This window comes from Pseudoalteromonas aquimarina, assembly GCF_049257255.1.
GTDB lineage: Bacteria > Pseudomonadota > Gammaproteobacteria > Enterobacterales > Alteromonadaceae > Pseudoalteromonas.
This window is the reverse complement of record NZ_JBMMUG010000002.1, coordinates 92,881-116,250: the sequence shown is the minus strand read 5'-3', so window position 1 is coordinate 116,250 and position 23,370 is coordinate 92,881. Positions and strand designations below refer to the sequence as shown.

Here is a 23,370-nt window from a genome sequence, read left to right as displayed (position 1 = left end):
ATGGCGATTGAACAAATTGTGAGTTTTTTAGGATGGTCAACGATTGTTAATATGGTGATTTTAAGCGTCAGCGCAGTGCTTTTATTACTTTTTCGCCAATCAATAATAACAATTCACAGTCAGCTTTTTAATGTAGAGCATAAAGCACTCAACTTACTTTATGTGCAGTATTTTGCGTTTTATAAAGTACTTATTGTATTCTTTAATTTAGTTCCGTACATGATACTGAAAGTAATTATTTGATTAAGATGAGCAGGTTTGTCCTACTCATCTTATAGATTCTTATTTTTTAATGCCTTCAATATGCAGATCAAAGTCAATTTGACCAAAATCCATCTTGTAACCAAAGTCTTTCATTTGAATCGATGTTGTGCCTGCAAAACCTGCGCGGTAACCACCCCATGGATCTTTACCTTCGCCAATTTTTTCAGCGTCGATAGTGATTTCTTTTTCAATACCTTGCAGTGACAAAATACCCGTTATAGCAAGTTTACCGTTGCCTAAATCAGTCACTTTTGTACTGTTGAAAGTTGCGGTTGAAAATTTCTTAACATCTAGAAAATCACTGTCACGTAAGTGCTTGTCACGCTCAGCATGGTTTGAATCAACACTGGTTGTATCAATGTTTACTGAAATTTTGCTCGCTTCAGGTTGTTTTTCATCGTAATTGAATTCACCAGAAAAGGTATTAAAGCGACCTGTTAGCCAGCTATAACCTAAGTGTTTAACTTTAAAATTAATCGAAGCGTGAGCGCCTTTTGTATCAATCACATAGTCGGCGGCCATTACCGGCATTGCAAAACTGCTAAGCGCAAGTGCTGATGCTAATAGAGTTTTCTTCATCGTCATTTTCCTTATAAATTTACTTAATCATTCGGCGCAAGGTGGCATCTTTATCGATAAAGTGATGCTTTAGCGCCGCTAAAATATGTATTACTACTATTGCCATTAAACTGTAAGCTGCATATTTATGAATGCTGCCAGCAACATCTTCTTGATTCGCAATCAGCTCACCAAGGCTCACTACTTCAAACCAGGTGAATACTTCAATTGCACGTCCATCTGCGGTTGAAATGAGATAACCGCTAATAAGAATAACCAACAACATGCTATACAGTGCTAGATGACCTAATTTTGTAGCTAACTGGGTTAACTTTGCATGTGTTGTTAACGCTTTTGGTGATGGTGTTATAAATTTCCACAGCAATCTAGCCAGCGTAAACCCAAGTAAAAGAATACCAATACTCTTATGCCAATAAGGTGCAGTGCGATACCATTCGCTGTAGTAGTTTAAATCGACCATCCAGAAACCTACGGCAAAGAGTGCTAGAATTACGATAGCACTAAGCCAATGAAATACTTTGCTAACTGTACCGAATTTAGTTTCGTTATCGAGAACCATAATCATTTCCTTAATTAGATAGACACACTTTAATTGAGCATCATTTGAATGTGAATAGATCAAAAGTGAATTCATTATTCACTTTTGACTATTAATAAGCAGTATTAGAAAGAGGTTCTTTAAGAAAATAAAGAAGGGTAGAGTGCAATAACTTCTTGTTTGCGAAAACAGTGATTATGGTGGTCGTTTACCATGCCACAAGCCTGCATATGGGCATAAACTGTAGTTGGTCCTAAAAATTTAAAACCTCTTTTCTTTAGGTCTTTGGCAAAGGCTTCGGATTCTTTGGTGGTGGCTTGATAATCATCTTTGCTGTTGATGTCGTTGATTATTGGTTTGTTATTTACAAATTGCCACTGGTAGTTGGCAAAACTGCCAAACTCCTTTTGGATCGCTAAAAACTGTTGTGCATTATTTACCGCGGCGTTAATTTTAAGTCGATTGCGAATAATCCCACTGTCTTCCATTAGCTCAAGTTTCTTACTTTCATCAAATTTTGCAACTTGGTTTGGGTCGAAATTGGCAAAAGCTTTTCGATAATTATTGCGTTTTTTTAAAATGGTATACCAACTTAATCCTGCTTGAGCGGATTCAAGGGTTAAAAACTCGAACAGTAAGTGGTCATCAAATAATGGCACGCCCCACTCTTTATCATGGTAGGCAATATAATCCGCTTTTGTGGTATCAAGCCACTCACATCGTTTGCACATATAAAACCCTTAGACAAATAATTGACGTCTATTTTTAACTCTAAGTTATTGTATTGTATTGAAATAAAAATTGGCACACTTCGTGTATAGCTACTCATTAGTTAAAGTAATTTATTGGTGTACCATTATGGCGTTAGCACAAATCATACCCCAACAATTTCACGAGGTATATAACCCATGTTTGATGCAGGAAAAGTACGTGGGCGAACTTAGTGAACTAAGAAAACAAGCAAGTTGGTTGAGTCATTTAGTTGATACCATGCCTGCCGGTGTGATTGTGCTTGATGGTAAAGGAATGGTAGCGAAAGCAAACCAAATCGCCATTGATTTGCTGGGAGAGCCGCTTGAGGGTGAACGTTGGTTTACGATTATTCAGCGCTCGTTTGCACCTAACGGTAGTGATGGTCATGAAGTGACATTACGCGATGGACGTTTAGTAAAGCTTGATATCTCGCCACTGACACCTGAGCCAGGTCAGTTGATCTTAATGACAGATTTAACCCAAACAAGACAGTTACAATCGCGTATTGCACATATGCAACGCCTCAGTGCATTAGGCAAAATGGTAGCCTCGCTTGCACACCAAGTACGCACGCCATTATCTGCTGCAATGTTGTATGCCGCTAATTTATCGTCTGAAAAATTAAACCCGACAGCGCGCACCAATTTTCATGAAAAGCTGATGTCGCGTTTACAAGATTTAGAAAGCCAAGTTAATGACATGCTGCTATTTGCTAAAAGTGGTGAGCAGCAAGTGTTAGCACCCGTATCAATGCAGGCATTACTAACAGATGTTACCAATGCGTCTGAAGCTATGATAATGCGCCAGCAGTGTAAACTTGATTTAAAGTTACCAGAGCCAGATATTGAGATAATTGCCAATAAAGTGGCGCTTAGCAGCGCTATCAGTAACTTGGTTCATAATGCAGTGCAGGCATCTGGGCAGGGAGGCAAAATTATTTTAAGCGCAACGCGTTCAGAGCGATTTGCAGATCATGTCAAAATTTCAGTGCAAGATAATGGACCTGGTCTCAGTGAAACTGCTGCTCAGCAAATTTTTGAACCGTTTTTTACTACCAAGTCACATGGTACAGGATTGGGTCTTGCCGTTGTGCAATCTGTTGCAAACAGCCATCAAGGGTTTGTTAAAGCAGGCAATGGTGAACTCGGTGGTGCCGAATTTAATTTATACCTTCCTATTATTGGCAAAAAAGCGTGTTAGGAGACATTATGAGCGATGCAAAAGTATTAGTTGTAGAAAATGATTCTGGTTTACGCGAAGCTTTAGTTGATACCTTAGCATTGGCAGATATTAGCTGTATTGAAGCCGATAGTGCCGAACAAGCCATTATTAAATTAAAACAAGGTGGCATTTCGCTGGTGGTGAGTGACGTGCAAATGGGGGCGATGTCGGGCATCGATTTACTTAAAAGCATCAAGCTAAATTACCCTGATTTACCGGTATTAATGATGACTGCATATGCCACTATTGACGATGCGGTTGAAGCGATGCGTCTTGGTGCTATTGATTACATGGCGAAGCCATTTGCACCAGAAGTATTGTTAAATATGGTAAGCCGATATCTACCTGAAAAAGAAGCCATTAAAGATGGTCCTATTGTAGAAGATCCTGCCAGTAAAGCATTAATGAAACTTGCTGAGAAAGTAGCGAAGTCAGATGCATCTGTGATGGTGCTTGGTCCAAGTGGTTCGGGTAAAGAAGTAATGGCACGCTATATTCACGATAACTCATTACGCTCAGAAGAAAACTTTGTTGCTATCAACTGCGCAGCCATTCCTGAGAACATGCTAGAAGCGACCTTGTTTGGTTATGAAAAGGGTGCATTTACAGGCGCAATTCAAGCCTGCCCAGGTAAGTTTGAACAAGCGCAAGGTGGCACCATTTTACTTGATGAAATCACTGAGATGGATTTAAGTCTACAGGCAAAACTGCTGCGCGTACTACAAGAGCGTGAAGTAGAGCGATTAGGCTCACGTAAAACCATTAAACTTGATGTACGCGTTCTTGCAACGTCAAACCGTGACTTGCGAGATGCGGTTGCTGAAGGTGTGTTCCGTGAAGATTTATATTACCGTTTAAATGTGTTTCCACTTGAATGGTTGCCGTTATCAGAGCGTCCTGGGGATATTATCCCGTTAGCAGAGCATTTAATTCAGCGTCATAATAATGACATGCCAGTGCAATTTGATGAGGCTGCAAAAGCAAAATTATTAAGTCATACCTGGCCGGGTAATGTACGTGAACTTGAAAACGTGGTGCAACGCGCGCTTATTTTACAAAGCGACAAAACCATTCATGCGGATGACATTTTCTTAGGCTCAGTTGCTAGTTTACAATCGACCAGTATCTCTTCAAATGTTGTAGAGCAAGGGGTCGTTAAGCCCGATGTGGCAACGGTGCAAAGTTCAGAATCATATCAGACTGAGCAATTTAGCGATGAGTCGTTTGGTTACAAACAAGAACTCAAAGATAAAGAAAACTCCATTATTCTCGACATGCTTAAAGCCTGTAATGGCAAACGTAAAGATGTCGCGGATAAACTTGGCATAAGCCCTCGCACATTGCGCTATAAATTAGCAAAAATGCGTGAAATGGGTATTGAGTTGCCTGCGTAACCTTCTTCAAACGTTTTCAAAGCCCTCATTATGGGGGCTTTCTTATTGTATGTTTATTCTCCTCAGTCAAAATAATGTCACTTTAAGCTACTGAAATATAAGTGTTTAATTGTGGCATTAAGTTTGCATTAATCGTTTTAAGTTTATTTATCACGGTTTGTCAGCATGAATATTTCAGCAAACAATCTTTATCAAGAAATGCAGTCACTTGCAGTTGAAGCAAGTAACTTCTCAAAACCGAAACAACCTATCGAATCGATTCAGGGCAGTTCTCAAGTTGAGTTTAATAACTTACTAAAAGATGCCTTAGATACCGTTAACGGTTTACAAGCAGATTCGAAAGCAAAAGCTACGGCCCTTGAAATGGGGGATCGTAATGTATCTCTTGCAGAAGTGATGATTGCATCACAAAAATCATCAGTAGCTTTTGAAGCAACAGTTCAAGTGCGTAATAAGCTTGTAGAAGCTTATAAAGACATTATGAACATGCCTGTTTAAGCGATAGTGGAGTAGGGTTGTGGCTAATTCATCAACAGATTTAACAACATTGGATGCCAATGACTTAAGTGTCGCTGACATGGACGGTGGCAATCAAGAACAAAAATCAGGTTTCCTTGGCAGCTTGAGTGGTGTTGATGTAATGCGCCAAGTGACGTTAATCATTGCATTAACCATTTGTGTTGCAATTGCAGTGTTTATCATGATTTGGGCTAAAGAGCCTGATATGCGTCCACTTGGTAAAATGCCTATGGATGAACTGATCCAAACCCTCGAATTCCTAGATGCCCAGAAAGTTGAGTACAAACTTGATGGAAACGTGGTTATGGTGCCGGTAGAAGCCTACCAAAATATTAAACTATTAATGGCAAAAGAAGGGTTAGAACAAACTCCTTCATCAGGCACCGAAATTTTGATGCAAGATATGGGCTTTGGCGTAAGCCAACGTTTAGAGCGCGAGCGTTTAAAGCACTCTCGTGAGCAACAGCTCGCTCGTACCATTGAAGAATTGAGCAAAGTAGCACGTGCAAAAGTGCTGCTTGCTATCCCAAAAGAAAATGTATTTGCGCGCCGTGAGAAAAAACCAAGTGCAACGGTCGTGTTAACAGTAAGACGTGGCCGTACACTGGATGGTGAAGAAGTAGATTCTGTTGTTGATATGGTGGCATCTGCAGTACAAGGCCTTGAACCAAGCCGTGTTACAGTTACTGACCAAAACGGCCGTTTATTAAATTCAGGTTCGCAAAACTCACTTACTGCGCGTTCACGCAAAGAATATGAAATCGAGCGTAAACGTGAACAAGAATACTTAGAGAAAATCGACTCAATCATGATCCCTGTGGTGGGCCTAGGTAATTACACCGCACAAGTTGATTTAGTGATGGACTTTAGTTCTATTGAAGAAACACAAAAACGTTTCAACCCAGATTTACCTGCAGTGCGTAGTGAAATGACCCGTGAAGATACCAATATTGGCGGTCTTGCAGTGGGTATTCCTGGTGCACTTACTAATCAGCCTCCGGTTAATTCACAAATTCCAGAGCAAGCAAATGATGAATCTTCACAAAGCACTATGCCGAGCCGAAACAGTAAAGAGGCGACGCGCAACTATGAGCTTGATACTACGATTTCACACAAGCGCCAACAAACTGGTGTGATCCGTCGCATTAGTGTGTCGGTTGCGGTGAACTACACAAACGGTGTAGCTGAAGGTGGCGAAGCGACACGTGACCCACGTACGCAACAAGAACTTGCAAATATTCGTCGTTTACTCCAAGGCGGTATTGGCTTTGATATGCAGCGTGGTGATGCATTAGAAGTAGTGACCATTCCATTTGTACAAGAAGAATTAAGCGAAGTAATCGAATTACCACTGTGGGAACAGCCATGGTTCTTCAAAGTATTACGCTTGGCATTAGGTGCACTGGTAATAATCGTACTTATCCTTGCTGTGGTACGTCCGATGTTACGCAAACTAATTAATCCAGAAGACACAACTGAGGATTATGATGACGCAAGCCTATCAGCAGGTGTAGACTTAGGTGATGAAACGCTCGATATGCTGAGCCGAGAATTTGATGAATCAGCGGTTGGCTTTAGCCCTGATGGTACGCTTCAGTTACCAGATTTACATGGCGATGAAGATTTATTAAAAGCAGTAAGAGCATTGGTGGCAAATGAGCCAGAACTTTCTTCTCAAGTAGTTAAAGCGTGGTTAACCGAAGATGACTGATCAAGACAATCAACTGGCCGAAGTTAAAAGCAGTTTTGATGTAGAAAAACTCGAAGGTGTGGAAAAAGCATCGATTCTTCTACTGAGCTTATCTGAAGAAGATGCAGCGCAAATACTAAAACACTTAGAGCCGAAACAAGTTCAAAAAGTGGGTATGGCAATGGCAAGCTTGGATGATTTAAGCCAAGCTAAAATTGCCGCGGTGCACAAATTATTCATCGACCAAATACAAAGCTTCAGTACGATTGGTTTCCAATCAGAAGACTTCATTAAGAAGGCGCTTACAGCCGCTTTAGGTGAAGAAAAAGCAGCGAATTTGATTGACCAGATTATTATGGGCTCGGGAGCTAAAGGTCTTGATTCATTGAAATGGATGGACTCGAAGCAGGTGGCAAATATTATTCGAAATGAACACCCGCAGATCCAAACCATTGTTCTTGCCTACTTAGAACCTGAGCAGTCAGCGGAAATCATAAATCAATTTCCTGAAAAAGTTCGCCTTGATTTAACCATGCGTATTGCCAACCTTGAGGAAGTTCAACCTGCGGCATTACAAGAGTTAAATGAGATCATGGAGAAACAGTTCGCAGGTCAAGCGGGTGCACAAGCTGCGAAAATGGGGGGCTTAAAAGCTGCCGCCGACATTATGAACTACCTTGATACTAATGTTGAAGGCCAGCTAATGGATGCAATTCGCGAGCATGATGAAGAAATGTCGCAACAAATCCAAGACTTAATGTTTGTCTTTGACAACCTGATTGATGTGGATGACCGCGGTATTCAAGCGATTCTTCGTGAAGTTCAGCAAGACGTATTAATGAAAGCGATTAAAGGTGCTGATGAAGGACTTAAAGATAAAATTCTTAATAATATGTCTAAACGTGCCGCTGAAATGATGATTGATGATCTTGAAGCGATGGGACCGGTTCGTATTAGTGAAGTAGAAGCTGCGCAGAAAGAAATTCTAAGTGTCGCGCGTCGTCTTGCTGACTCAGGTGAAATTATGCTGGGTGGCGGCGGTGGTGAGGAGTTCCTCTAATTTATGAAATTAGGAAAATACCGCCCAGGACATAAAATTGAAAATGCTGAGGCCATCGAAACCTTGTTGGAAAGTTGGCCTATTCCTGATGTTAAAGATGAAAGGCGCAATTTGACTGGGCGCTCAACGGCAATGGGGATGTCGTTAGATCAGCTCTATCAAAAGCAACATAAGCAAGAAGTTGAAGAGCCTGAAGAAGAGTTCACGCCGTTAAGCATTCAAGAAATTGAACAAATTCGTGAAGAAGCTTACCAAGAAGGGCATGCTGAAGGTAAAGAAGCCGGATATCAAGAAGGATTTGATCAAGGAAAACTTGAAGGTGCGCAAAAAGGCTATGAAGAAGGGCTAGAGCAAGGAAAACAAGAAGGGTTAGAACTTGCGAAACCTGAAGTGGCTGAAAAAATTGCCCAACTAACGCAATTACTTGATGAATTAGCAACGCCATTTGAACAAGTGAGTAATGAAGTAGAAAAGCAAATCGTGATGTTGGCGACAGAACTTGCAAAAGCGGTGGTGCACGGTGAGCTAACTGTTAACGACAAAGCGATATTTAATGCAATGAAAGTTGCGACAGATGCGCTAAAAAATCAACATCATGCCCTTGAAATATTATTGAACCCTGAAGATTATGAGCTGGTTCAACAGGCAATTCCTGCTGAGCAGCTAGTGGATAGAAATTGGAAACTAGTTGTTGAACCCAGCATTACCAAAGGTGGCTTACATATCAACTCTGATAATTCCTCCATTGATTACTCTGTTGAATTAAGGCTTAAAGAAATACTGGAAAGCTTTTTGCAAGAAGCTGGTATCGATAGTCAAAATCATGACAGTTAATTATGAGTCAAGGGCTTGCTGAGCGTCTCGCCAGTTATCAAACTAAAATCAAAACACATCGTCCCGCGGTTGCAGGCAGCTTAAAACGCGTTGTTGGTTTAACACTGGAGGCGGAAGGCTTAAAAGCGCCTGTTGGCAGCAGCTGTAAAATTGAAACGCAGCACGGCCTTGTTGAGGCTGAGGTTGTTGGTTTTAGTGGAGACACACTTTATTTAATGCCCAATGATGCCATTTCGGGAGTATTACCTGGTGCTCGTGTTATCCCTCAACAATCTGACGCCGGTTTACCTGTTGGTATGAGCTTGCTTGGGCGTGTTGTTGATGGTTTAGGTCGCCCATTAGATGGCCTTGGGCATATTCAAGCAGAAGCTAGACTTAAATTTGCCGCAAAACCAATCAACCCTCTTGCTAGACGTCCTATTAAACAACCGATGGATGTCGGGGTTCGTGCTATTAACTCGGTGCTTACTGTTGGCCAAGGCCAGCGTATGGGCTTGTTTGCCGGAAGTGGTGTTGGTAAATCAGTATTACTTGGCATGATGACACGTGGCGCAAATGCCGATGTTATTGTTGTAGGGTTAGTGGGTGAACGTGGTCGCGAAGTAAAAGAATTTATCGAAGAGATTTTAGGCGTTGAAGGGCGTGCACGTTCAGTTGTAGTTGCAGCTCCCGCTGATGCATCCCCCTTAATGCGTTTAAAAGGTTGTGAAACAGCGGTTACCATTGCTGAGTATTTTCGTGATCAAGGCCTGAACGTTTTATTGTTACTGGATTCGGTGACGCGTTATGCCATGGCACAACGTGAAATAGCACTTGCAGTGGGTGAGCCACCTGCCACCAAAGGTTATCCGCCTTCAGTATTTGCAAAATTACCTGCGCTGGTGGAGCGGGCAGGTAATGGAGGTGAAGGGCAAGGCAGTATCACCGCATTTTTTACTGTTTTATCCGAAGGCGATGATATGCAAGACCCTATTGCAGATGCTGCACGAGCGATATTAGATGGCCATATTGTACTGTCTCGTGAGCTTGCCGACTCTGGCCATTACCCTGCCATTGATATTGAAAAATCAATTAGTCGTGTAATGCCGCAAGTAATTAGTGAAACTCACTTGCAACAGGCAAGGGTGTTAAAACAAATCTATTCACTTTATCAACAAAATAAGGACCTTATTACCCTTGGTGCCTACCAACGAGGCAGTGATCCTATGCTTGATAAAACCATCGAGATGATGCCAGGCATTAATCACTTTTTACAGCAGGGCATGACAGATGTGATCCCTTATGATGAAGGCTTAACAAGCTTGTCACGAATTTTAGGACAAGGCTAATGGCACGCGATCAATTAGTATTACTGATTAAATTGGAATCCGAAAAAGAAGAAAAATTGCGCATGGATTTTATCGGTGCACAGCAACATTTAGTCAATTTACAACGTCAATTAAGTGGTATTGAAACTTTTCGTTCAGATTACTTAGCACAACTACACAGCCGTGCAACGCAAGGGGTAGGGGGCAGTTACTATAATCAATTTCAACAGTTCATTGGCAAGCTTGATGATGCATTAAAGCAGCAATTGTCAGCTATCAATACGGCAAAGAAAGTCCTTAAACAACGCGAAGGATTATGGTTGGCACAAAAAGCCAAGTTAGAAGCAATCGAAAAATTAAAGCAACGAAAACAGCTTAAGCAGCAAGTAATGCTTGCAAAAGCTGAACAAAAACAACTTGATGAATTTGCCACAAATATTTTTGTAAGAAATAGAAAAACACTGGCTTAGTTCTTGCTTTAATTTTATACCGGCAAAAAGCGGCAAACTTTAACGAGATAAGAAGCGTGTTATGGCAACTATTAATTCACAGTTAAGTGTTACAAACCTTGATTTAGGATCAACTTCCTCTACTTCAGAAGCTGAAAATAAAAGCAGTTTTTTAGCCGTACTCGAATCTGTTCAAACTGAGACCGGGACAAAGCACTTGGATGCCGCGAAGGATAAATCTAAAGTCTCAGAGCAAGATGCTACTGACGAAAGTGATGAACTCAACGAATCTAGCACTTCAGATATTGATGTGGTAGAAAAAGTAAGCGCTCAAGACGATTCTCAACAGAATAGTGGTGAAGACAACCCTGAGAAAATTCTACAACCAGTATCTGACATGCCAGGTAAACTACCTAGTCAAGATGATGTCTCAATTACACGCTCTAAGGAATATCAGCAGTTAGTTAATTCTAGCGTAAATCAGAATAAAGCAGATTTAAACGCAGAAAATGAAGATCAAATTGATAAAAATAAGAGTAACGTTACTGTAAGTAATGATTCAGAAAGAAAAGTAAGTACTCACGTTAACGAGGTTGCGATTAAAACACGCTCCGCTTTAAGTGACGCGAATAATTCAGCGCCACAAACTGAAGATGCATCTGCCTTTCTTGAGCAATTAACTAAAAGCCAATCACTGAATGTAGGTTTATCCAAATCAGTAAGTGAGCAAAATACCGATAGCAAACCAATTGCCCAAGGTTCAGAAAATACTATCGAAAGTATTGAGCAAGAAGGCGATATTAAGCTTAGCCAGAACATAATTACGTTAGAAAAAGAATTCGCTAAATTAGACAAAGATGACTTAGCGACACTAAAGCAATTCTTTGCAACACTTGACGACGAAAGCAGCGAGCAGCTTGGGTTATCAAAACAAGATTTACGCCAACTTGTTGAAAAACTTAACTTTGTACTTGAACGTCTTGATTCTAAACCATCAAACCAAAACGTGACACTCCAGTCAGTATTAGCTAAGTCTTCAAAAGAAAGCGTTGAACCTGAAGCTGTTGATAGTAAGAATGATCTTGATATCAAAAATAATGATGTAATCAAGATGAATGAGAAAGCGCAAAATGCGCTTACTCAATTAATTGAAAATGGCAAAATTATTATTCCAGCTGATAAGGTAGGCACAATAACGCGCCCTGATAAACAAGCGCTACATACGCTAACAAGTGTTGGCAGTGCGGTAGCACAAGCGGTATCGAATGATAAAGAGAGTGTATCTAACCTTAGCCAAAAATCTTCTGATTTATTAAATCAGCAAGTTAGTTCACAAGCGCAAACAGCTTCGATTACTCAAGACAATCAACAAAAACAACAAGCGCGAGTGGACTTGAGTAGCCTAACCAAGCAAGTAGTTTCAGACGGTGAACAATTTGATGCTGAAAGCGATTCTGATTTAGTGAAGCAAGATAATGAGCAACCACTTAGCTTTAGTAAATTACTTAACTCTTTAAAAAATAATGCTAATACACCTGTGTTATCACAGCTAGTAGCGCAAATTCAATCAAGTCAGTTACAACAAGCTGAATTAAGTGATGTTAATCAACAGCATATTGCGTTGCAAACAGCGCAGGTAATCCAAAATACAAAACAAACCCATGCCAGTGCGGAGCAAGCATTACAGCAGCCTGTTAATATCGCTCGAAGTGATGCGGCAAAAGCATTGTTCGATAAGGCAAATATGCTGTTAAATCTGAATCTAAAAGAAGCAGAGATTAGGCTTGATCCACCAGAGCTTGGCTCAATGCAAATTCGTATTCGATCAGATGCCGAGCAAGCGCAAATTAACTTTGTTGTACAAAGTCAGCAAGCAAAAGAAATGCTCGAGCAGTCGATGGGGCGCTTACGAGAAATGCTTGCAGAGCAAGGCATTAATTTAGGTGAAAGTAATGTCTCTGAACAAGGTCAGAGCGAGCAGCAAACTGCAGAACATTCAAGGTCTTCTTTATCTAATGACGGAAACGTTGAGAGCAGTGGTGAAGTATCTGAACAAATTCTCAGCAAACAGCAAGATGGAATCGATTTTTACGCATAACACTAATTGCTATTAAACCGAAATAAACGCACTATTATATAAAATAATAAATAGCAGCTATGGAAACGTCACAATGGCAGAAGAAAAAGATCTTGAAATAGAAGAAGGTGGAGAGAAAAAAAGCAAAAAGATGATGATTATCATCATTGCTGTTGTTGTATTACTCGCAGGTGGTGGCGGTGCCTTTTTCTTTTTAGGCGGTGACGACAGTGCACCTGCTGAAACGCTTTCTGAAGAGACCGCTTCGACTGAAGGTGGAGAAGGACAACCAAAAGGCAGTAGCGCTGAAATGGGCAGTGCACTGTATGTTGGTATGCCAAGACCGTTTGTTTTTAATGTGCCAGGCGCCACGAAAGACCGCCTTGTGCAAATTAAAGTACAGCTTTTAGTGCGCGGTGATGTTAATGAAGAAACCGCAAAGCGCCATATTCCACTTATTGAAAATACGCTTCTTCGCGTTTTCTCAGCAAGTAACGCAGACGATTTAGGTACAACCGCAGGCAAAGAAGCGCTGCGTTATAACGCACTGACGGAAGTGCAAAATGCATTAGTTGAAATTGAAGACAGCAAAGTTGTTGAACGTGTTCTGTTTACTGGCTTTGTAATGCAATAATTAGGAGTTTAGGTGAGCGATTTATTATCTCAAGACGAAATTGACGCGCTCTTACACGGCGTTGATGATGTTGATGAAGAAGAGATAGACGAAGGCGGCGATAGCGATGCCTCCGCGCTGCAATACGATTTCTCGTCGCAGGACCGTATTGTACGTGGTCGTATGCCTACGCTTGAAATCGTTAACGAACGATTTGCTCGCCATATGCGGATTTCGCTGTTTAACATGATGCGCCGCACGGCCGAAGTGTCAATTAATGGCGTACAAATGATTAAGTTTGGTGAGTACATTCACACCTTGTTTGTACCAACCAGTTTAAATATGGTGCGCTTTAGACCATTAAAAGGCACCGGCTTAATCACCATGGAAGCGCGCTTAGTTTTCATTTTGGTAGATAACTTCTTTGGTGGCGACGGGCGTTACCACGCAAAAATTGAAGGTCGAGAATTCACACCCACCGAACGCCGAATTGTACAAATGCTACTGAAAATTATCTTTGAAGATTATAAAGAAGCATGGGCGCCGGTAATGGATGTTTCTTTTGAATATCTTGATTCAGAAGTAAACCCTGCAATGGCTAATATTGTAAGCCCTACTGAAGTGGTGGTTATTAGTTCATTCCACATTGAGCTTGATGGTGGCGGTGGTGACTTTCATATTGCATTGCCGTATTCAATGCTTGAGCCAATTCGTGAATTGCTCGATGCAGGTGTTCAATCTGATACCGAAGATACCGACTTACGTTGGTCTAAAGCATTGCGTGATGAAATCATGGATGTGGAAGTCGATTTGAGTACTCGTATGCTTGAAGTCGATTTAAGTTTGCAGCAAATTATGGACTTAAAAGAAGGCGATATCATTCCTGTTGAAATGCCTGAGCATATCACCGTATTTATTGAAGACTTACCAACTTACCGCGCTAAAATGGGGCGTTCGCGCGACAATGTTGCAGTGCAAATTAGCGAAAAGATTAAACGTCCTGAATCGGTTAAGTCAGAACTGCATGTATTTACCAAAGGTGGTAAAAAGCTCGATTCAGATGCTGAATTAGAGCAATTAGAAGAAGATTTACATTTATCAGATGGTGTAGACCTCGACTGGTAATTAATTGAGAGAAATTTAGTATGAGCGATGATCAAGATACAATGGACGAATGGGCTGCAGCCCTAGCTGAAGCGGAAGGTGACGGTGGTGAAGCTGAAGTTGCTGAGCTTGAAGAGTTATCTGAAGCACCAAAAGCCGATTTAACCACCGAAGAAAAACGTAAGCTGGATACAATCTTAGATATTCCAGTCACTATTTCGATGGAAGTAGGGCGTTCTAAAATTAGTATTCGTAACTTACTTCAGCTTAACCAAGGTTCAGTGGTTGAACTTGACCGTGTTGCTGGTGAGCCGTTAGATGTACTGGTCAATGGTACACTTATTGCGCATGGTGAAGTTGTTGTGGTTAATGATAAATTTGGTATTCGATTAACAGATGTTATCAGCCAAATTGAGCGGATCAAAAAGCTACGATGATAAAACGCCTTGCACTTTTATTATTACCATTTAACGTGTTAGCAGCCGAGCCAGCGGGTTTTCAACAGTTGGCTTCAATGTTATTGTCTTTAATCTTGGTGGTTGTGTGTATTGTTATCTTGGGGTTGTTAATTAAACGCTTTAATCCACAAATAACACAAAGCGACGATTTTAAAGTTATTCGAACCATTAATTTGGGCAGTAAAGAAAGGTTACTGGTGGTTGAGATGGATAATAAGCACCATGTACTCGGCGTAACATCAGGTTCGATAAACTATTTGTACCAGTTAGAAACACCTCTGGCAGAGCAGCAGATGCCAGAATTTGCCAAGCAATTGGCGCATTTTATGAATCCTAAAAATAAGAAATAATATGAACCGAATGTGTCTTAAATTATTCGTTGTCGCGCTGTTTTTTATCCTCCCAGAAATGGCGTTTGCGAATGATGGTTTACAGGCTTTAACTGTTAAAACCACAGCAGATGGCGCGCAAGAGTATTCAGTCACATTACAAGTATTGATAATGATGACAGCGCTGAGTTTTATTCCAGCAGCTGTGATTATGATGACGTCGTTTACACGTATCATTGTGGTGTTAGCGATACTGCGTCAAGCGATTGGTTTACAACAAACACCTTCTAGTCAGCTGTTAGTTGGTATGGCGTTATTTATGAGTATATTTATTATGGCGCCTATCTATAAACAAATTGATGACCGTGCTATTCAACCTTATCTAAAAGAAGAGCTAACATCTATTCAAGCGCTCGACCAGGCAAAAGAGCCGCTTAAAGCATTTATGTTGTCGCAAACCCGTATTTCAGATTTAGAAACATTTGCCAAGATAGCTGGCTATGAAAAACTCGATGCACCTGAAGACACCCCGTTTATTGTTGTTATCCCGGCGTTTATTACGAGTGAGTTACAAACCGCATTTATTATTGGTTTTATGTTCTTTATTCCCTTTTTGATTGTTGATTTAGTGGTTGCAAGTGTCTTGATGGCCATGGGTATGATGATGCTATCGCCGATGATTGTGTCGCTGCCTTTTAAAATTATGCTGTTTGTATTAGTCGACGGCTGGTCATTAGTGATGGGAACATTAGCCCGTAGTTATGGCTTAGGAACCTAGAGCCATGTTTAACCAGACCAAAATGTCGGGAGGTTAGATGCAACCGGAAATATTTGTTGAAGTTCTGAGTGATGCGCTCTTTCTTGTTATAAAGCTTGTTGCAGCGATTATTGTACCTAGTTTAATTGTGGGTTTGGTTGTTGCCATATTTCAAGCAGCAACCTCAATTAACGAACAAACATTAAGCTTTCTACCACGTTTAGTTGTGACGCTGTTGGCGCTTATCTACGGTGCTCACTGGATTACACAAAAACTCACTGACTATTTCCATCAAATGGTGGAGATTATTCCGCAAATTGCCGGCTAGCTGGGCTATTTATGGAAATATTATTTAGCCAGCTTGTACAATATTTATCAGATTTTTTATTACCGTTAGCACGTATCTCTGCGATGTTTATGGTGATGGTTGGTATTGGTGTTAAAACCGTGCCAACGCGCGTAAAGCTCGGACTTTCCGTCTTGGTTACCTTACTCGTAATGCCTATCTTGCCACCGAGCCAATTTAACGAATTGTTTAGTTTTTCAATGGTACTAGTAGTGCTGCAACAAATACTCATTGGTGCAGCGATGGGGCTGGCTTCAGTGATGATGCTCAATACCTTCATTTTGGCAGGTCAAATTCTAGCAATGCAAACGGGCTTAGGTTTTGCATCGATTGTTGACCCTGCCAATGGGCAAAATGTGCCTGCAGTTGGTCAATTCTATTTAATTTTAGCGACCTTGCTTTTTTGGGTATATGACGGTCATTTAATGATGATCCAGATGTTGGTGCACAGTTTTACTGCGCTACCAATAGATGGAACATGGTGGCCCGTTGCAAACTTTCAAAAGATTGCCTTGTGGGGCAGCTGGATGTTTGCAACTGCGTTAGTGTTGTCGTTAGCGCCTTTAACTGCCATGCTAGTAATAAACTTTTCATTTGGTGTAATGACACGTGCAGCGCCGCAACTTAATATTTTTACAATTGGTTTTCCTTTTACCCTTTTAGCTGGACTTGTGATTATCTGGGCAACTATGACTAATTTTATTGCACAGTTTGAGTTTCAATGGTTAAAGATGATTGAGCTAATGTGTGACCTTGTTGGTTGCCAAGTTTAGAGGGTTAATATGGCAGAAGGCTCAGATCAAGAACGCACCGAAGAACCCACCGCCAAAAAATTAGCCGATGCAGCTAAAAAAGGGCAGGTGGCACGTTCAAAAGAAACGGGTACCACATTTGTATTGATTGCAGCAGCAGTTAGCTTTTTACTCTTCGGTAAAGACATAGCCGTTGGCCTTTTTAATGTGATGGGCCGCTTACTATCACTTAACCGAAATGAAGTGTATGACACTACAAAAATGTTCTCAGTTTGGGGCGAAATTGCCAGTGAACTTTGGTATGGCATGACGATGTTTGTGCTATGTTTATTAGTCGCTGGTGTGATTGGTAACACTTTTTTGGGGGGCTTTAATTTTAGCTGGGAAGCTGCTGCTCCTAAAGCAAGTAAAATGTCGCCAATCAAGGGTTTTTCAAGGATGTTTGGTAAACAGGCAGCCATTGAGCTTGTTAAAGCCTTACTCAAGTTTGGCCTTATTGCAACGGTTGCTGTTTATTTAATTAAAGGGTATTTCCCAGAGATTTTAACGCTGAGTTTAGAAGCTGTCCCCGGAAATATTGAACATGCTCTATGGATCCTCGCCTGGATGTTTTTTGCATTAGCAATGACGTTAATTGTAATTGCTGCAATAGATGCCCCCTTTCAGAAGTGGAACCATAACGAACAGCTAAAAATGACCTTGCAAGAGGTTAAAGATGAATACAAAAACAGCGAAGGTGATCCGCAAATTAAGGCGCGTATTCGCCGTACTCAACGCGAAATGTCACAGCGTAGAATGATGCAGGATGTTCCCGATGCGGACGTTGTTGTGACTAACCCGACTCATTACGCAGTAGCACTTAAATACGATACTGAAAAGGCTGGTGCGCCAATTGTGATTGCCATTGGAGGTGACGAAATCGCGCTACAAATTCGTAAAATTGCAGACCGTTATGAAGTACCAATAGTTGAATCCCCTCTACTTGCGCGTTCGCTTTACCATACAGGTGAAATTGGGCAGCAAATACCTGAGCAATTATTTGTGGCAGTGGCACAAGTACTTGCGTATGTATATCAATTAAAACAATTTAATAAGGGTCGTGGTAAACGCCCTGAGAAATTAGCTAAAAATCTACCTATACCTGAAGATTTTAAATATTAATCAATAGGTTATCTTTTTTAATTAGTTGGAACATAATTTGCTTTAGCTATACCAGTGTCAATATTTTGAATAGCTGTTGTATGGACTTCAAAGCCACATTAAATCAACTTAATGCGAATAAATCAGATTACTTAAAAGGTATAGGAACACCTATTCTTGTTCTTGCGGCTCTTGGTATGGTCGTCTTGCCTATGCCTGCGTTTCTGCTCGATATTTTATTCTCATTTAATATTGCACTCTCGCTAGTAGTACTACTCATAACTTTGTACACACTTAAGCCTCTCGATTTCGGTATTTTTCCAACCGTGCTGCTGATAGCTACTATTTTGCGCCTAGCGCTTAATGTGGCAAGTACGCGGGTAGTTTTACTTGAAGGTCATGAGGGCGGTGATGCTGCTGGTAAAGTGATTGAGGCATTCGGCTCGGTAGTTATCGGTGGTAACTACGCTGTTGGTTTAGTGGTGTTTTTAATTCTAATTATTATCAACTTTGTGGTAATAACCAAAGGTGCAGGCCGTATTTCAGAAGTTTCAGCACGTTTTACATTAGATGCAATGCCAGGTAAGCAAATGGCAATTGACGCTGATTTGAATGCGGGGTTTATTACTGCCGAGCAAGCGCGAGAGCGTCGTACAGAAGTAACGCGTGAGGCTGACTTCTATGGTTCTATGGATGGTGCGAGTAAGTTCGTTAAAGGTGATGCTATCGCAGGTATCATCATCTTGGTGATCAATATTATTGGTGGCTTGTTTATTGGCATGATCCAACACGACTTATCTTTTAGCCGTGCAATGGAAGTTTATACACTGTTGACTATTGGTGACGGTCTTGTTGCTCAATTACCTTCACTCTTGTTGTCGATTGGTACTGCAATTGTAGTGACACGTCAAAATGAATCGCAAAATATGGGCGAACAATTTCATGCTCAACTTGGCAATGATAAAGCGCTTTATATTTCGGCTGGTATTTTAATCGTAATGGGCTTAGTGCCTGGTATGCCAAAAGTGGCATTCTTAGGTTTAGGATTTTTAATTGGCGGTATTGCCTACTGGAATCAACGTATTAAAACGCAAAAAGCAGAAGATGAAGCACAGCAACAAGCTAAAGGTAAATCGCCGAATCAAGAACAAGCACAAATTGAACAAAAAGAGCTTGGTTGGGATGATGTACAGCAAGTAGATGTAATTGGTCTTGAAGTTGGATACCGCTTAATTCCATTAGTTGACCAATCACAAGGTGGTGAGCTACTTAGTCGCATCAAAGGTGTGCGTAAAAAGTTATCGCAAGAATTAGGCTTTTTAGTACCTCCTGTACATATTCGTGACAACCTAGAGCTTGATCCAAATGAATACCGCATAACCTTAATGGGCGTATCGAGCGGTCATGGTGAGTTAAAGCATAACAATGAATTAGCAATTAATCCGGGACAAGTTTTTGGCGAAGTAAAAGGTGTTGCGACAAAGGATCCTGCGTTTGGTTTGGATGCAGTATGGATTGCACCAGAGCAAAAAGATGAAGCGCAATCATTAGGTTATACCGTGGTTGATGCTGCAACCGTGGTTGCTACCCACATTTCTCAACTGCTTCACAACCACGCCGCATTATTAATTGGGCATGAAGAAGTGCAAAACTTATTAGATATGTTGGGCAAATCTCATCCACGTCTAATTGAAGGGCTTGTACCAGACATTTTACCGCTTACTACCATTGTAAAAGTTCTGCAAAACTTGTTGAACGAAGGTGTGCCAATTCGTGATATGCGCTCTATTGTTCAAACCTTGGTTGAGTATGGACCGCGCAGCCAAGACCCAGATGTATTAACGGCTGCAGTGCGTATTTCGCTACGTCGTTTAATTGTACAAGACGTTGCTGGCAACGCCTCTGAAATTCCTGTCATTACATTGGCGCCTGAGTTGGAACAGATGTTGCATCAGTCACTTCAAAGTGCAGGTGATGAAGGTGCTGGCATTGAGCCAGGGCTTGCAGAAAGACTTCAAAACTCTCTCGGTGATGCCCATCAAAACCAAGAAATGGCTGGTGAACCTTCAATACTGTTGACATCGGGTATGCTGCGCAGTGTGTTATCACGATTTGTGAAACACAGCCTACCAGGACTGCGTGTGATGTCATATCAGGAAGTACCTGAAGAAAAACAGATAAAAATAGTTTGCTCGGTTGGTCAACAGTAATAAGACAAGGTGAGGTTTGACATGAAAATTAAACGTTTTTTTGCAAAAGATATGCGTACAGCATTAAATGAAGTAAAGCATGAATTAGGCCCTGATGCGGTGATCATGTCAAACAAACGTATGGCTGATGGCATTGAAATTGTGGCAGCTGTTGATTATGAAAAAACGGTACAAAGTGCACCTGTTTCACCAAAGCTTTCGGAAGAAAAGCCGAGATTTAACAGTCAGTTTGTAAAACCTAAACCACAAATGGCAAAGCCTGAAAAGCAAGCTGCTGTAGCTGATAGCTTATCAGCATTACTCGAACGCCAAGCAAAAAAAGCACCTCAATATGATAAGCCAGCAGCAAAGCAGACTCACAACTGGTTTGATGAAGATAAATTTTCTTCTTCTCAAGAAGAATCTTTTAATGGGTTTAATCAAGCAAAGCAACCTACAACTATGAATTCAGAGCCACAAGCAGCGCATGAAATGCAAGCGATGCGGGATGAAATGGCCTCTATTAGACAGTTACTTGAGCATCAGCTTTCTGGCTTGATGAATGAAGACATGGCACGTCGCGACCCAACTAGAGCGTTATTACTTGATCGCCTTAAAGGGATGGGTATTAGTGAAGCTGTTGCAGACCAACTAGCATGTTTTATTCCTGATGACGTTGCACCGCGTCAAGCATGGCAAGAAACACTCAATATGCTAAGCAAGCAACTTTACACTGCAAATAATGAAATTTTACGTCGCGGTGGAGTTTATGCTTTGGTTGGTCCAACGGGCGTGGGTAAAACAACCACTGTGGCAAAACTTGCAGCGCTTGGAGCGCAAAAATTTGGCGCTAACAATATTGCACTGATCACCACCGATACCTATCGTATTGGCGCATATGAGCAATTATCGACTTATGGTCGCATAATTGGCTGCCCTGTTAAGCAAGTTAAAAATGCAGAAGAACTCACTGAAATTCTTTATCATTTAAGAAATAAGCGTCTAGTATTAATTGATACAGCAGGAATGAGCCAACGGGACTTGCGTTTGACTGAGCAACTGAATACATTAATGCGAAATAGTCGAGTTGATATTCGAAGCTACCTTGTTTTGAGTGCTACGGCACAATTAGAGGTACAGCAGGAAGCTATAAAGCAGTTCAAACAGGTACAGTTAAGTGGTTGTATCTTCACAAAACTTGATGAATGTCTAAGTTTAGGTGAAATTATCAGTGTAGCCATTCAAAATCGACTGCCAATAGGCTATCTTACCAATGGTCAACGTGTGCCAGAGGACATCCGTGTAGCAAATGCGGAAAAATTGGTCAGTAAAGCTCAGCAGTTGTATGCAAAACGAACAAACGCGCAAGCAAGACGTGCATCAGGCATGGCGCATCAAGCAGTAGGAATGTATGATTAACCCAGAATTAGATCAAGCTAGTGGCCTGCGGAAAATGACAAACAATAACAAGGCTGTAAAAGTAATTGCGGTAACTGGAGGTAAAGGGGGAGTTGGTAAAACCAATGTTTCTCTTAACATGGCAATCGCCATGGCTCAGCAAGGCCAAAAAGTACTGGTACTGGATGCCGATTTGGGTTTAGCAAACTGCGATGTGATGCTTGGCTTACGTGTTGAGCGAAACTTATCACACGTGTTATCTGGTGAATGTGACCTTGAAGATATCTTAGTTGAAGGTCCTTACGGCGTAAAAATTGTGCCTGCTACATCAGGTTCACAAAATATGGTTGAACTAACACCTTCTGAACATGCCGGACTTATTCGTGCATTTGGTGAATTAGATTCTCATTATGATGTGTTGGTAGTTGATACAGCTGCGGGTATTTCTGATATGGTGCTTAGCTTTTCGCGTGCATCTCAAGATGTGCTTGTTGTTGTGTGTGATGAACCCACTTCGATTACTGATGCCTATGCATTGATTAAAGTTTTAAGCCGTGAGCATGGTGTTTACAAGTTTAAAATTGTTGCAAATATGGTGCGCAGCCTCAAAGAAGGCCAAGAACTGTTTGCCAAGCTTTCAAAAGTAACTGACCGATTTTTAGATGTATCACTTGAGTTAGTGGCAACAGTGCCATTTGATGAAAATATTCGTAAAGCGATTCGTAAACAAAAAACCATTGTAGATGTATTTCCTAAATCACCTGCGGCAATTGCTTTTAAAGCATTAGCAAGCAAGGCTGCGACTTGGCCAGTTCCGAATCAGCCGTCGGGACATCTTGAGTTTTTTATCGAGAAACTGGTTAGCAACTAGGAATGCCTATGAAACGAACCACTGCCTATGCTAGCCAGAATCAATTATCTCATCTTGTTGAACAGCATACGCCGTTGGTTAAACGCATTGCCTATCATATTCTTGCGCGCTTACCTGCGAGTGTGATTGTTGAAGACTTAATTCAAGCTGGCATGATAGGCCTGATAGAAGCTGCAAAGAATTTTGACGGCACTAAAGGCGCAAGCTTTGAAACCTATGCTGGTATTCGTATTCGCGGTGCGATTATTGATGAAACTCGTAAAGGGGACTGGGTGCCACGCTCTGTGCATAAAAATGCTCGAGAGGTTGCTGCAGTCATAAATAAGTTAGAAGCCGAACTAGGTCGTGAACCAAAAGATAGTGAAGTTGCTGAAAAACTTGATATTACGATAGATGAGTACCATCATATTCTTAGGGATATAAGTAATGGTAAGATTATTGGTATTGAGGACTTAGGTGTTGATGAAGATGTAATCGATGCAGGCCTTGGGAACAATGAGCAAAACCCATTAGTTGATATTCAACAAGATAAATTTAATAAAGCATTGGTAACGGCAATACAAACCTTACCAGAAAGAGAAGCGTTAGTGCTGTCGCTTTACTACAATGACGAAATGAATTTAAAAGAAATCGGTTTGATTCTTGAGGTGAGTGAATCAAGAGTCAGCCAAATACATAGTCAGGCCATGGTGCGCCTTAAAGCAAAAATCCATGACTGGATATAGAAT

The 23,370-nt window shown here is 41.1% G+C and carries 25 protein-coding genes; 22 read left to right on the top strand and 3 right to left on the bottom strand.

Features of this window, described 5'->3' with window-relative positions; translation table 11 throughout:
• On the top strand, positions 1-243 hold the full coding sequence (locus tag AAEU29_RS05395) for a DUF6868 family protein (RefSeq protein WP_421972391.1): 243 nt from the start codon (positions 1-3) through the stop codon (positions 241-243).
• Between the two features lie 39 nt (positions 244-282).
• Here the strand turns inward: AAEU29_RS05395 and AAEU29_RS05390 are convergent, their stop codons facing one another.
• The 3 genes from AAEU29_RS05390 to AAEU29_RS05380 all read right to left on the bottom strand — a co-directional run bounded on the left by AAEU29_RS05390 (position 283) and on the right by AAEU29_RS05380 (position 2,112).
• Positions 283-843, bottom strand: coding sequence for a YceI family protein (locus tag AAEU29_RS05390; protein ID WP_421972390.1), 561 nt, complete (start codon positions 841-843; stop codon positions 283-285).
• 19 nt (positions 844-862) lie between these two features.
• A complete protein-coding gene (locus tag AAEU29_RS05385; protein WP_421972389.1) occupies positions 863-1,402 on the bottom strand; it encodes a cytochrome b in 540 nt (179 codons plus the stop codon).
• 119 nt (positions 1,403-1,521) lie between these two features.
• Positions 1,522-2,112 (bottom strand): DNA-3-methyladenine glycosylase I, encoded by a 591-nt coding sequence (locus AAEU29_RS05380; RefSeq protein WP_421972388.1) that lies wholly within the window; start codon positions 2,110-2,112, stop codon positions 1,522-1,524.
• A gap of 127 nt (positions 2,113-2,239) precedes the next feature.
• On the opposite strand from AAEU29_RS05380, the gene AAEU29_RS05375 reads away from it, so the two are divergent.
• The 21 genes from AAEU29_RS05375 (at position 2,240) to AAEU29_RS05275 (ending at position 23,367) form a co-directional block, all read left to right on the top strand.
• On the top strand, positions 2,240-3,334 hold the full coding sequence (locus AAEU29_RS05375) for a sensor histidine kinase (RefSeq protein ID WP_421972387.1): 1,095 nt from the start codon (positions 2,240-2,242) through the stop codon (positions 3,332-3,334).
• 8 nt (positions 3,335-3,342) lie between these two features.
• Positions 3,343-4,749 (top strand): sigma-54-dependent transcriptional regulator, encoded by a 1,407-nt coding sequence (locus tag AAEU29_RS05370; protein ID WP_421972386.1) that lies wholly within the window; start codon positions 3,343-3,345, stop codon positions 4,747-4,749.
• A gap of 165 nt (positions 4,750-4,914) precedes the next feature.
• Complete coding sequence (gene fliE, locus AAEU29_RS05365; protein WP_372766036.1) at positions 4,915-5,247, top strand: flagellar hook-basal body complex protein FliE; 333 nt, start codon at positions 4,915-4,917, stop codon at positions 5,245-5,247.
• 79 nt (positions 5,248-5,326) lie between these two features.
• Positions 5,327-6,979 (top strand): flagellar basal-body MS-ring/collar protein FliF, encoded by a 1,653-nt coding sequence (fliF, locus tag AAEU29_RS05360; protein WP_421972801.1) that lies wholly within the window; start codon positions 5,327-5,329, stop codon positions 6,977-6,979.
• Positions 6,972-8,018 carry a flagellar motor switch protein FliG gene (gene fliG, locus AAEU29_RS05355; RefSeq protein ID WP_421972385.1) on the top strand — a complete coding sequence of 349 codons (1,047 nt, stop codon included), beginning with the start codon at positions 6,972-6,974 and terminating at the stop codon, positions 8,016-8,018. The genes fliF and fliG overlap by 8 nt, the downstream gene beginning before the upstream one ends.
• 3 nt (positions 8,019-8,021) lie before the next feature.
• Complete coding sequence (gene fliH / locus AAEU29_RS05350; RefSeq protein WP_421972384.1) at positions 8,022-8,852, top strand: flagellar assembly protein FliH; 831 nt, start codon at positions 8,022-8,024, stop codon at positions 8,850-8,852.
• A gap of 2 nt (positions 8,853-8,854) precedes the next feature.
• Positions 8,855-10,180: a flagellar protein export ATPase FliI gene (fliI, locus tag AAEU29_RS05345; protein WP_421972383.1), complete on the top strand. Its 1,326-nt coding sequence runs from the start codon at positions 8,855-8,857 to the stop codon at positions 10,178-10,180.
• Positions 10,180-10,629, top strand: a complete 450-nt coding sequence (fliJ, locus tag AAEU29_RS05340) for a flagellar export protein FliJ (protein ID WP_421972382.1) — start codon at positions 10,180-10,182, stop codon at positions 10,627-10,629. Before fliI ends, fliJ begins: the two co-directional genes overlap by 1 nt.
• A 61-nt stretch (positions 10,630-10,690) precedes the next feature.
• Positions 10,691-12,706 (top strand): flagellar hook-length control protein FliK, encoded by a 2,016-nt coding sequence (locus AAEU29_RS05335; RefSeq protein ID WP_421972381.1) that lies wholly within the window; start codon positions 10,691-10,693, stop codon positions 12,704-12,706.
• 73 nt (positions 12,707-12,779) lie between these two features.
• Entirely contained in the window at positions 12,780-13,319 is a 540-nt protein-coding gene (gene fliL / locus AAEU29_RS05330; RefSeq protein WP_421972380.1) for a flagellar basal body-associated protein FliL, read from the top strand.
• Positions 13,320-13,331: 12 nt separating this feature from the next.
• Complete coding sequence (fliM, locus tag AAEU29_RS05325; protein ID WP_274760560.1) at positions 13,332-14,423, top strand: flagellar motor switch protein FliM; 1,092 nt, start codon at positions 13,332-13,334, stop codon at positions 14,421-14,423.
• A gap of 20 nt (positions 14,424-14,443) precedes the next feature.
• Complete coding sequence (gene fliN / locus AAEU29_RS05320; RefSeq protein WP_421972379.1) at positions 14,444-14,839, top strand: flagellar motor switch protein FliN; 396 nt, start codon at positions 14,444-14,446, stop codon at positions 14,837-14,839.
• Positions 14,836-15,210, top strand: coding sequence for a flagellar biosynthetic protein FliO (gene fliO, locus AAEU29_RS05315; protein WP_421972378.1), 375 nt, complete (start codon positions 14,836-14,838; stop codon positions 15,208-15,210). Before fliN ends, fliO begins: the two co-directional genes overlap by 4 nt.
• 58 nt (positions 15,211-15,268) lie before the next feature.
• A complete protein-coding gene (gene fliP, locus AAEU29_RS05310) occupies positions 15,269-15,967 on the top strand; it encodes a flagellar type III secretion system pore protein FliP (RefSeq protein WP_274760582.1) in 699 nt (232 codons plus the stop codon).
• Positions 15,968-16,004: 37 nt separating this feature from the next.
• On the top strand, positions 16,005-16,274 hold the full coding sequence (gene fliQ / locus AAEU29_RS05305; RefSeq protein ID WP_274760558.1) for a flagellar biosynthesis protein FliQ: 270 nt from the start codon (positions 16,005-16,007) through the stop codon (positions 16,272-16,274).
• Between the two features lie 11 nt (positions 16,275-16,285).
• Complete coding sequence (gene fliR / locus AAEU29_RS05300; RefSeq protein ID WP_421972377.1) at positions 16,286-17,065, top strand: flagellar biosynthetic protein FliR; 780 nt, start codon at positions 16,286-16,288, stop codon at positions 17,063-17,065.
• Positions 17,066-17,074: 9 nt separating this feature from the next.
• A complete protein-coding gene (gene flhB / locus AAEU29_RS05295) occupies positions 17,075-18,205 on the top strand; it encodes a flagellar biosynthesis protein FlhB (protein WP_421972376.1) in 1,131 nt (376 codons plus the stop codon).
• Positions 18,206-18,285: 80 nt separating this feature from the next.
• Positions 18,286-20,394, top strand: coding sequence for a flagellar biosynthesis protein FlhA (flhA, locus tag AAEU29_RS05290; RefSeq protein WP_421972375.1), 2,109 nt, complete (start codon positions 18,286-18,288; stop codon positions 20,392-20,394).
• Positions 20,395-20,415: 21 nt separating this feature from the next.
• Positions 20,416-21,792 (top strand): flagellar biosynthesis GTPase FlhF, encoded by a 1,377-nt coding sequence (gene flhF / locus AAEU29_RS05285; protein ID WP_421972374.1) that lies wholly within the window; start codon positions 20,416-20,418, stop codon positions 21,790-21,792.
• Positions 21,785-22,642 (top strand): MinD/ParA family ATP-binding protein, encoded by an 858-nt coding sequence (locus tag AAEU29_RS05280; RefSeq protein WP_421972373.1) that lies wholly within the window; start codon positions 21,785-21,787, stop codon positions 22,640-22,642. The genes flhF and AAEU29_RS05280 overlap by 8 nt, the downstream gene beginning before the upstream one ends.
• 8 nt (positions 22,643-22,650) lie before the next feature.
• Entirely contained in the window at positions 22,651-23,367 is a 717-nt protein-coding gene (locus tag AAEU29_RS05275) for an RNA polymerase sigma factor FliA (RefSeq protein WP_421972372.1), read from the top strand.
• Positions 23,368-23,370: the final 3 nt, after the last annotated feature.